Source organism: Daejeonella sp. (genome assembly GCF_037719425.1).
Taxonomy (GTDB): domain Bacteria; phylum Bacteroidota; class Bacteroidia; order Sphingobacteriales; family Sphingobacteriaceae; genus Daejeonella.
In genome coordinates this window covers 34,304-45,082 of record NZ_JBBJNI010000002.1, presented here as the reverse complement: position 1 = coordinate 45,082, position 10,779 = coordinate 34,304, and the positions used below count along the sequence as shown (strand labels likewise).

At 41.0% G+C, this 10,779-nt stretch carries 8 protein-coding genes and 1 tRNA gene; 4 read left to right on the top strand and 5 right to left on the bottom strand.

Annotated elements, in window-relative coordinates:
• Positions 1-161 precede the first annotated feature (161 nt).
• From WKF69_RS00570 to WKF69_RS00560, 3 genes are all read right to left on the bottom strand, one after another.
• Positions 162-1,433, bottom strand: coding sequence for a zinc dependent phospholipase C family protein (locus tag WKF69_RS00570; RefSeq protein WP_340378580.1), 1,272 nt, complete (start codon positions 1,431-1,433; stop codon positions 162-164).
• A gap of 256 nt (positions 1,434-1,689) precedes the next feature.
• Complete coding sequence (locus WKF69_RS00565) at positions 1,690-2,097, bottom strand: response regulator (RefSeq protein ID WP_340378579.1); 408 nt, start codon at positions 2,095-2,097, stop codon at positions 1,690-1,692.
• Positions 2,094-4,814, bottom strand: a complete 2,721-nt coding sequence (locus WKF69_RS00560) for a PAS domain S-box protein (protein WP_340378578.1) — start codon at positions 4,812-4,814, stop codon at positions 2,094-2,096. Before WKF69_RS00560 ends, WKF69_RS00565 begins: the two co-directional genes overlap by 4 nt.
• A 354-nt stretch (positions 4,815-5,168) precedes the next feature.
• Between WKF69_RS00560 and WKF69_RS00555 the strand changes: the two genes are divergently transcribed.
• Complete coding sequence (locus WKF69_RS00555) at positions 5,169-5,528, top strand: response regulator (RefSeq protein WP_340378577.1); 360 nt, start codon at positions 5,169-5,171, stop codon at positions 5,526-5,528.
• 353 nt (positions 5,529-5,881) lie between these two features.
• On the opposite strand, the gene WKF69_RS00550 is transcribed toward WKF69_RS00555, so the two are convergent.
• Positions 5,882-5,955, bottom strand: a tRNA-Ala gene (locus tag WKF69_RS00550).
• Positions 5,956-6,064: 109 nt separating this feature from the next.
• On the opposite strand from WKF69_RS00550, the gene WKF69_RS00545 reads away from it, so the two are divergent.
• On the top strand, positions 6,065-7,378 hold the full coding sequence (locus tag WKF69_RS00545) for a hypothetical protein (protein WP_340378576.1): 1,314 nt from the start codon (positions 6,065-6,067) through the stop codon (positions 7,376-7,378).
• A gap of 63 nt (positions 7,379-7,441) precedes the next feature.
• Entirely contained in the window at positions 7,442-7,939 is a 498-nt protein-coding gene (locus WKF69_RS00540) for a DUF2911 domain-containing protein (protein WP_340378575.1), read from the top strand.
• 79 nt (positions 7,940-8,018) lie between these two features.
• On the opposite strand, the gene WKF69_RS00535 is transcribed toward WKF69_RS00540, so the two are convergent.
• Positions 8,019-9,749 (bottom strand): gliding motility-associated C-terminal domain-containing protein, encoded by a 1,731-nt coding sequence (locus WKF69_RS00535; RefSeq protein ID WP_340378574.1) that lies wholly within the window; start codon positions 9,747-9,749, stop codon positions 8,019-8,021.
• Positions 9,750-10,074: 325 nt separating this feature from the next.
• Between WKF69_RS00535 and surE the strand changes: the two genes are divergently transcribed.
• Positions 10,075-10,779, top strand: a 705-nt coding sequence (surE, locus tag WKF69_RS00530; protein ID WP_340378573.1) for a 5'/3'-nucleotidase SurE, incomplete at its 3' end; no start/stop codon positions are given.

Sequence of the window (10,779 nt, the reverse complement as noted above, 5' to 3'; positions counted from 1 at the left end):
GCATGGCGGAAAGAAACTTCGTAAGTCAGGCTACAGACTTGCGAAGTTTACTAACCAAGCGGAAAGAAACTTCGCCAGTCTCGTTAATAATTTAGATTGACGAAGTCACACGCATGGCGGAAGGAGACTTCGTAAGCCAGTTGCATAGCGTCCATTTTAAATTATCCCTCAGAAGCCATCTGCAGACCAGACGCTAACGCAGCTTTAATCTCGTTCCATTTCTTCACATCCTTTTTTGTAGACAAGACCGGAGAGCTGTCCTTGTAAAAATTTACAAGGTTCGCTCTTAAGGCCGGACTGAGGTTTTTAAAATTATCTTTTTGTAGTACCAGTAATAGTTCCGCGTAAGTATCATCAGCAATAGAATACCTGCCAAAACTCGTTTTCTCTCCTGTGTCGAGTGCTTTGTTCGGCAAGTCGGGGGAGCCTGACTGAATCGCTCGTAAGGATCGCTCGTAATTTACCAGGGTACTGTCAAAACTCCTTATGAAGAGCTTTTCAACCTCTTCTGTGGGCGGTTTATACCTCAATTTCGAAAGAGGTCCGATTTTTGGCAAAATTGGTATGATGACCGAAAGAACAGTAGGAATGAAACCAGCTTTTTGAAGCTCCCGCCCATAGTCCTGGTAATAATTGCTGTTTTTCATTTTGTACGAAAAGCGCTGTTCCTTAACTCCCGGGGTTAGTTTTTCCAGTTCAGACTTCTTATTTGCCCAAGCTGTTCGTACAAGGGTTGGAAGAAGTGATTTAACAACCCAGCGATAGGTGCTGATTGCGAGGCTCATGCTTTTAAAGACATCTTGAACATCCAGGCCATAAGTTTTAGAAAACGCCCGTTCTATCAAAGGCGTTGAAATGCCAAACCCTATAAAATCATGATAATTCTTTGTTACATAATTACCACGTGCTGTTTGCAAAACATCAAAGGATAGTTCAACTCTGGAATGTGATTTACCGTGTTCAGCATAGGTTATGATATCACCATATTTAGCTTTTAATTTAGGGTAGACAAGAGGAACAGCAACATTTGTTCCAACTGAGTGCCCGTAATTATCGGCTGTATAATGCGCCAGAGAACCAAGGGCAAAAGCGTACTCATTAATATCCTGCGCTTCCTCGAGTAAGGCCTGTATGTAATCTCCAGTCCTGACATTGTGGACAAGGTCAGTATAAAACATGCTGCCAAAGGGAGAAAAACCAATATCAGGCATAATCGCTCCGCCGTATGCGTAAGAATGGGCTTTTAACAATGCTTCCGGACTGGATCCCGGATATTTTTTCAGCAGCATCGGTTCGATCGATTTCTTCCAGTTTACGTCTATTATCGCCTCATGGGTAAGTAAAGAATAAGCTGAAGAGAAATTACTCCATCCGATCAATAACAGTAGCAGGAGAATACGCTGTCCAATTGACGTTATATTTTTTTGCTCCATTCTTTTATGTTTCGTGCATATTTTAGGGTTATACCCAATTTAAATTAGGATTATCAAAAATCCTGCCTGCTTTGATAGCAACTATACTAACATGTCGCCCGGGATAGTGCGCATTAGTTTGATCAAGGTTTCAATGACCTTAAATTGGATAAGATTCTTTTGTTGGAACCAGCCCCCGTTTTAGAGCGCTTCGTTTAGGAGGAACTGTACTTAATTTTAGTTCCAATATCGCAGCGTATCAAAGTCTGTTAATCAGCTAACCTAATTTTAACTCATTTTCCAAAACCTCCTGGAATTGCAATTTGGTCATAGGTTTAATCAAATATCCTTTCAATTTAGGGTAGCTTTCAAATTTATCCCGGTCATACTTGCTTTCAGAAGATGTGGAAATATAGATTGTGATCAATTCCTTCTTAAATACATTCGCGGTAAACTCCTCCAGGAATTGCCAGCCGTCCATATAGGGCATATTCAGGTCTAAAAATACGAGATCAGGCAGCATCTGCTCTTCATCTTTATGCTTTAAAAAATAGCGTATAGCAATTTCCCCATCAGGGAATTCGATCAACTTTTCTACCAAATTGGTAGCCTCTATAATCTTCCTGGTTGAGTACTGAAAGAACCGGTCATCATCAATCACACTTACCAAAGCGATCTTCTTCATAAAATAATTTTAAATTCTGTCCCAATATTGGGCTGGCTGTTAACTGTTATACTTCCCCCAAATGTTTCTATTTGATTCTTCGTCATAAACAGACCAACCCCTTTACTATCAATGCCCCGGTGAAAGACTTTATTTAATTTAAACATATTATCTCCATGCCTTTTCAAATCAATGCCAAGGCCGTTATCCTTAAAGATTAGCTCTATCTGTTCATTTTTCTTTTTGACCGTGATGCTAATTTCAGGCGGCACATTTGGCCTTGCATATTTCAATGCGTTGCTGATCATATTGTAGAAAATGCTTTCGAGGTATATCTTTGGATAGCTGATCTTTGCCAGCTCAGAACTGAACGAAATAACTGCTTTCTTTAAGAATATTTCACCCCTTAGCATGTTTTCGACACCCTGTAGTATAGCTGTTGTGTCGCATTCGTCAAAAGGAATACCCTTGTTCAATCGTATTTCTAAAACCTTCATCAGTTCCTCCAGCGTTTGGTTAAGGCTAACGCTGGATTGCTTGAGCATTGACAACAGGTCTACCCGTTCCTTTTCTTTATCTGTACTTTCGAGCATCTCGATGATCATACCCATGCTTCCCGCGGGGCCACGTAGATTGTGAGCAACGATCCGGTTAAAATCCTCGAACTGGCTGATTTTTCGTTCCAGGTCAAGGGCCCGTTTATATTCGTCAATATCCGTGCATGATCCAAACCATTTGACGATCTCACCTTGCTCGTTTTTCATTGGGAGTGCACGGCCTAAATGCCACCTGTATACACCATCTGTGGCCCGCTTGAACCGATATTCGACCTCATATGGTTTTCCTGTTTGGACAGATTCGGTCCAAACTTTGATGCAATTATCCAGATCTTCCGGGTGTAAAACAGGCTCCCAGCCCCAGCCTTGAGTTTGCTCGAAGGTCATCCCGGTATAATCAAACCAATGCTGGTTATAATAATCTAAATTCCCATCAGGTTGAGATGTCCATATAATTTGTGGGATCGAATCTGCTAAAAATTTAAACTCTTGTATTTTTTGAATGGTTTGATCTTGAAACTCAACCAGCGCGATCTGCTCCTTAAGCGATATATTTAACTCCTCCTGTTTTGCGACGGATACTTGTAAAGAAAGTTGACTCAGTTTGTAGTCCTGAATGTCCTGAAAAGTACCGAACAAACGCTTGCAAACACTATCCTCAAATTCGGCATTACCAATTGCCCTTACCCATGTCTCTTTTCCATTCGCATCGATCAATTGTAATTCTTCATCCCAACTGCTGCCATCGTTGATGGCCTTCGTAAGCGCACGGCTTACCGTCTCCCGACTTTTTCCTTCTTTATAAAAGTTAATGGCCGATGGAAGTTCCGGTTGATAATCGGGGGATACGGCGTGGATCTCCTTGGTTACAGAAGTCCAATGTATTTTTTGTGATTGAACGTCAAAATCCCAGCCGCCAACCCTGGCTACTTTATTGGTTTGTTCTAAAACTTTTCTTAAATGTTTCAGGTCTTTTTCAAGAAAATACCGCTGGGTAATATCTATGGCATTTCCGATCACATAAAACTGATTTTCGAGTATGTTATTAAATAGCCAAATCCTGCTTGAGCCGTCCTTATGTCTGGTCAGCATTTGCCCTTTTGCACGGCCGTTTGTTATAATTTCAGTTAAGTAGGATTGTAATTGAGTTCGATGATCTTCAGGGACGATATCGAAAAGGCTAAGTTTCAAAATCTCTTCTGTACGATAACCTAACATTGCTGCCCCGGCCGTGTTTACGGACAAAAAATTACCGTCAAGATCATGAGTACACATTAAACCCTGAGAGTTCTCGAAAAACACCCGGAGTTTGTCCTCGCTGTCTTTCAGTTGCTGTTCCTTTATTTTTTCTAAAGAAATATCGCGCCCAACACAAAATAACTCACCGGTGAATTCGTCCAGGGTTGTATGCCATTGTATGGTTTTATAAGTTTCCGATTTTGTTCTGACCCTGTGAACAGGTGAAATCTGATCATTTCCATCCGTAAACTGGTGTAAATCGCTTTGAACGTTTTTCAGATCATCCGGGTGAACCAGGGCGAGTAAGCTGGTGGATAAAAGAAAAGCTTTGTCCCAGCCCAATACCTTTTCAAAGGCTGGGTTTATTTTTTTAAAGAACCCATTAGTATCTGCTATGCAGATCAGGTCATCCGATAAGCTGAATAAGCGATCAAAGTGTATAAGCTCTTGTTTTTTTCTACGTTCTACAATTAGTGTGATGACTTCTTTTGACAGTGTATTTAACGCTTCTTTCTGATTTTCATTCAGCGACCTGGGTTTTCGGTCGATTACGCACAAAGTGCCTAAAGCATAACCCTCTTCGTCAATTAAAGGACACCCGGCGTAAAACCGGATATCAGGGCTGCCGGTCACCAAAGTATTGTTTTTAAACCGTTCGTCTTTTGTCGCATCTTCCACCTCCATTATGCCAGAACCGGATATAGCGTGCAGGCAAAAAGCGAGTTCTTTGGGTGTTTCTTTCACTTCAAGACCCAGGTTTGATTTGAACCATTGTCTTTCTTCGTCGATGAGGGAGATTAGGGAAATAGGCGTATCACAAATTAATGACGCAAGTTTGGTAATCCGGTCAAAATCCTCTTCAGGGATTGAATTCAGTATTGCATAGTTATGAAGGGCTTTTAATCGCTGGGCTTCATTATCATCCTTATCTGAAATACTCAATTGCGTTATATAAGTACTAATTTATTGATATGGAGAAAATACTCTCCATATTCATTCTAATATACGTTGTTAAACGGCTTAGATTAAAAAATCGTGCTATTACTTGTTTTTATATAGGAATCTAAGCCCGGTGATTGTGTGGAACTTGGGGTTTTGAAACTGTACTTTGTGGAAGATATCTAACAACAAGGGTCTTTTCAGGCCATTGTTTTGGTGGAGAATATCTTTACTACTTAATTATCCTTAATCCGGAATTAGCACTTATCTAAGTTTAATAATCTTTAAATTTTTTTTACAACAAACATCTATTTCATTTGTTAAAAAATGCTAATCATTTGTTAAAGATTACTAACTATGAATAAAACTATAGTAGTTATAGAAGATGATATAAACGTTCTTGAAACGGTAACCAGTATTTTGAGTTATAATGGCTACACAGTCAAGGGATTTAAGTGCTGCCCGGATATTTTGGATTTAATAGATACTCATAAACCAGATTTGATACTTTTAGACTTGCTGTTAGAAAAAGAAGATGGACGAGAAATTTGTAAAACTATCAAGGGTAATGAAGCAACATCTGGCATATCAGTAATTATTATGTCAGGCGCACAGGACATTTACAACGTAATTTTAGAATGTGGTGCAAATGATGTGATTAAAAAACCGTTTACCGAAGAAATTCTACTTTCAAGAGTTGAGAGACAAATAAGATAATTTAGACCTTTTCGATTAACCTTGCCCAAAAGAGCCTTACCTGAACAGTAAGGCTTTTTTATTTAAAAGTAACCTGTAATCGATGACTTAGAACGGCAAACAGGTACTAAAAGAGATACTTGCGGCTGTAGCAAGAGACGAAAAGCTTAGTAAAAAGAAACAATCGTTAGATGTACAAGCCAATCTTGAAAAAAGTCTAATTAAGGATATTAAGAAATATAACAAAAAGCGCAAATAGGAAAAATAGGGCTTGTTTTTAGTTTAAATAAAGTTTGCTAAATCACCCCAAATAACTACCTTTTATCAGCAAAAAACCCCTCTAAAACGCGTTTAAAGGGGCTTAAAAGAATAAGTGGAGAATATCGGATTCGAACCGATCACCTCTTCACTGCCAGCGAAGCGCTCTAGCCAAATGAGCTAATCCCCCCTTGGGGTGGACTGCAATTTTCGGCATTTTTAAAGGAAATAGCAAATGAAATATTATTGCGATGTGCTAAAATCGTTTGGAATAAAATATTTCTGTACTTTTCAGTACCATGAAAAATGTACTTTCAATATTATGCCTGCTTCTGTTATGCTGGACCGGTAGCTTTGCCCAACAAATTAACTATGAAAATTCGCTGGAAAAAGCAGAAAAGCTTGCGAGGAAGGAAAATAAGATCTTAGCTCTGCTTATCGCCAGCGAATCGCCAACCAATAGTGCGGAGATATTACCTGCCCTTAAGGATCCAAACATTACAGCTAAATTCAATGAGCATTTTGTCAACTTTAAAATTGACCGGTCGGACTCAGCGTCTGTCCGGTTGGTTAAGAAATACTATGTAAAAAACTTTCCCGTATTTATTTTCATTAATGGTAAGGGCCGACTTTTATTAAAAAAGACAGGAAATATACCGTCACATCTGATTTCGGATATGCTTGATCGGGCTATGGATGATGAGCGATATCTTTCGGGCGATAAAAGCACCACATTTTTAAAGCACTATATTAATAAAAGAATTAGCAGAGGAATCACTAATAATGCAAAGCAGATTGAGGAATATGTGAATGGACTATCTCCTGAAAATTTGAATACTTACAGCGAAGTGTTGTTTATTTTACAAGCGGGCCCTCGCATAGATGGCCGCGCGAACGCTTTGCTAAATACCAATAAAAACTTAATTGATAGTGTTTATAAAACTGAATTAAAGAATGTTACGGCAGACATAAATACCCGGATGATTGCAAACACCATGGCTAGTGCAATAGCTCATAAAAAAATAAACAGGGCACGCGTTGCTGCCGATTTTACCCGATGGTCGTTGCGGGAAAAGAGTCCACTTATTGGACAAGAGGAATGGGACGGAAAATTGCTTCAATATTATTACGGGGTCAAGGATACAAAAAGCGTTCTAAGGCATACTGTGAATTATTATGATACATATTATATGAATGTCGGCGTAGATTCGATCAGAAAGCGGGACGAAAAAAACAGGGCTATAACCCGTAGCTACGGCAAGGAATTGGCTGCATCAGGAAAGCGGTCGGGAGCGGATATTAGGTCTCGTGGCTACACTTACGGTTCATTAGAATATTCCATGATGCTGAATATTGGTGCCCGGTCGATATTAGCTACTGAAACAAAAAATCATATGTTTCTCTCAAAAGCTATGTCATGGTCAGGAAGGTCCGTCGATCTAAACCCAAATTCGTCTAATCATGACACGTTGGCGCATCTACAATACCGACTCGGCCTTTATGCCGTAGCTGAAGCCACACTGCAGAAGGCCATTCAAATGCACACGGCGGCGAACCGTGATACCACAAAGATGGAAGAAGATCTAAAGAAGATTAAAAAAAGAACTTTATAACAATATTGCTTCAAAACTACACGGGCTCGCTTAGTTTGATATCTTTGTTTAAAACCCTTAAAAATGAAAAAGACGATTCTATTATTATTAATTACCGGCCTTTTCGCAGCTACAGCCTACGCACAAAGACCCAGCCCTGCGGCAAAAGTATCCGAAACGATAAGCTCCGGAGCAAAGATCACTATCGATTACAGTCAGCCTGGCATCAAAGGAAGAACTATTGGTAAAGAAATCGCCCCATGGGGTGAAGTATGGCGCACAGGAGCTAATGAAGCTACAGTTTTCGAGGTTAACAAAAAGGTATCAGTTGCAGGTAAATCAATACCAAAAGGAAAATATAGCCTATACTCTATTCCTGGGAAAAAAGAGTGGGTGATAATCCTGAATAAAACATGGAACCAGTCGGGTACGGAATATGACCAGAAAGCCGATGCGGCAAGATTTACTGTCAAAACGCTAAAAGCGCCGTCATTTACTGAAAGAATGACTTTTAAGATCGCGGACAACGGATTGGTCTCTTTGATCTGGGGAAATTATATGGTTAATTTTACGGTTAAGTAGTTGTTGGTTGTTGGTTGTTAGCTGTTGGGCAAAGCGTCTAGTCCACCCAGTCTAACAACCAACAACTAACAACCGCATATCACCTCACCAAAGTTACATACCCGGACCTGATATACTTCTTGTTTTCGAGGATCCCGTCAATAACCCAATAATATACCCCTACAGGAACTTCCGTAGTTTCTTTGAAACCGCTCCAGTACCTATCGATATTAGTTGTGGTATAAACCACATCGCCCCAGCGATTAAATATCTTAAAGTAATTGACCTCTACGTTGCTGTTAAGAAGCACTGTAAACTCATCATTAACGCCATCGTTATTAGGTGAGAATGTATTAGGAGTTATCACATCCGGAATTATTATATCCACCAATATGGGCGTTATTGAAATACACCCGCCCGGCGTAACACTTTTTATGTGATAGGTTCCCCTCCGCCCTATTCGGGTGGGATCTGGAATTGGAATTGTTGCTGCAGGATTAAGCCAGAACGAATAAGAGATACCTTCGTTTCGACTAAAGGCTGTTGTAATATCAACAGTAGCCGGGTTAACTGCCTGGAGCACCCTTGTCAACACAAGTGGCGGCACGAGACTAATAGTGGCTACTACAGGACGTATCAGGAAGCATCCAGATGAACTCCTGCCCTTGATGTAATAAGTGCCCGATATATACACATGTTTCGGATCATCCAGACGCCTGGTAGCCTGCGGATCCATCCAATACGTATAGGTCAGGTCAGAGCTATTACCCGCTTTGAGTGAAATATCAGTAATATCTACGCTAATGCAATTTGGAGGCGGATCAATAATATTCATATACATTCCGCCGATCGTGGTGTACAGAGTTTGTGTGCATCCCAGACCCGGATATGGGATTAATTCAATGGCTATCCGGGTACCGATCGGCGGAACAGGGGAAACTACAACACTATCCCCTGTTCCCAAAAGCTCAGATGTTTCGGCGTTAAACCAGCGATAACCAAAAAAACCGGGCAGGGTCTTTAATGTAATGCTTTCATTTCCGGGACAGGTTATATTTCCCGTTACCGGGATGGAGCAATTTTCGTCAAAATCTATGTAGGCATAACCAAAGTGACCTCCAAGACTACAGTCGTTTGTAGTAAACTCGAGCCTTATCGTTCTTCCAAGGTAAGCATCCAGATTAACCAGTACCGGCGACCAGTTTTTATACAATACTGGAACAGGGCGAGCTGCTCCACCACCTCCTCCTCCACCGCTTGGGTTACGGCTGGAATTGGGAGATGGCAAAAATCCCGGCAGTCCGCCTGAAGCTACAAACTCAAAAGAACCGCAATCAGTTGACGTGTTATTAGCAACATCGAAGACTCTCGCGGTAAATTTCGGCTGTTCATCAAAACTGTGCGTTGGGCTCTCGAAAACTACGGCGTAGTTGAAAATGATTGAGTAGTTGTCGACATTAGCAGGAACATTCACAGTATAGCTTATCCGTTCAGCCCCACGTCCCGGTGAATCATTTCCCAGCTGTACAACGTAATCACTTCCATTAGGAGCATCTGTTGAAAAATTTCCATAATAATCTTTCGAAGACCCACGTTGGATTACAGTGTGTTGATTGGGAATCGGCCCGGAAGAAATTAAGCTCAGAAACGCCGGCCGAACCGCATTAGGCGCCATACTTCCGGTTTGGGAGATATTACCGGTTGAACACTCCCAATTTTCAAGCGTTCCATTTTCAAAACCAATATTCTGGGGACACTGAGTTACAACCTGTCCGTATCCTGCAAAGCCGGCAAGACAAAAACAGATCAATATCAGGATCCTGTAAACCATATATTAAGTTAAGAAAACTACGCTAATAATCAGACAGATATAAAAACAAGGTGTTCATCGATTTGTTGAAGACGATGCTACGTTTTATATACGAGAAAAATTGCTGCTTGGTTGGCGGGAGCTAAACGGTATACAGTGATCTGTAATCGGTAATCAGGCTGGGTGGACTAGACGCTTAGCCCGGCAACTGACAGCAGGTAACCCGTAATCTATTACGAGCGTAGCAAAGTATTGCCGCGTCGTGCCTCCTCGCAATAACACTGTCCGTGAAATGCCTTAGATTTTGTTATTGCGATCGTAGCGAAGTAATCGTAATTTCGTCACAATGAAGAATAAACCGACAATACTTGTAGTTAACGATGATGGAATTACAGCGCCGGGAATCAAAGCGCTGATCGAGGTTATGCAAACTCTTGGAAATGTAGTGGTGGTGGCGCCCGATGGCCCGCAGTCGGCTACCGGTCATGCTATAACTATTGCAAAGCCGTTGCGACTGGATGGGGTGGACCTTTATAAGGGCGTGGAAATGTACAAATGTTCCGGCACTCCGGTCGATTGCGTAAAGCTAGCCGTAAACAAAGTATTTAAAGGTAAAAAACCCGATCTGTGTGTCTCAGGTATTAATCATGGATTGAATAATTCTATTAACGTACTATATTCCGGGACGATGTCTGCTGCGGTTGAAGGTGCAATCGAAAGCATACCGTCAATTGGCTTTTCCCTGGATGATTTTGAGCTAAATGCAGACTTTAGTCACTGCAAAAAATATATAGAAATAGTAACGAAACAGGTTCTGGAGCATGGCCTCTCACTTGGAACTTTGTTAAATGTGAATTTTCCAAAAGGAGATGGAATTAAAGGCATTAAAATCTGCCGCCAGGCTAATGCGAAATGGGCCGAGGAATTCGATGAACGCCTGGATCCGCATAAAAGGAAGTATTACTGGCTGACCGGAGTATTTCAGAATAATGACCATGGCGAAGATACGGACGTATGGGCTTTAGAGCATGGATACGCTTCTGTAGTACCT

Coding starts and splice junctions, on each gene's coding strand:
- WKF69_RS00545 (WP_340378576.1), top strand. CDS start 6,065: ATGAAAAATGTACTTTCAATATTATGCCTGCTTCTGTTATGCTGGACC.
- WKF69_RS00565 (WP_340378579.1), bottom strand. CDS start 2,097: ATGAAGAAGATCGCTTTGGTAAGTGTGATTGATGATGACCGGTTCTTT.
- WKF69_RS00540 (WP_340378575.1), top strand. CDS start 7,442: ATGAAAAAGACGATTCTATTATTATTAATTACCGGCCTTTTCGCAGCT.
- WKF69_RS00555 (WP_340378577.1), top strand. CDS start 5,169: ATGAATAAAACTATAGTAGTTATAGAAGATGATATAAACGTTCTTGAA.
- WKF69_RS00570 (WP_340378580.1), bottom strand. CDS start 1,433: ATGGAGCAAAAAAATATAACGTCAATTGGACAGCGTATTCTCCTGCTA.
- WKF69_RS00535 (WP_340378574.1), bottom strand. CDS start 9,749: ATGGTTTACAGGATCCTGATATTGATCTGTTTTTGTCTTGCCGGCTTT.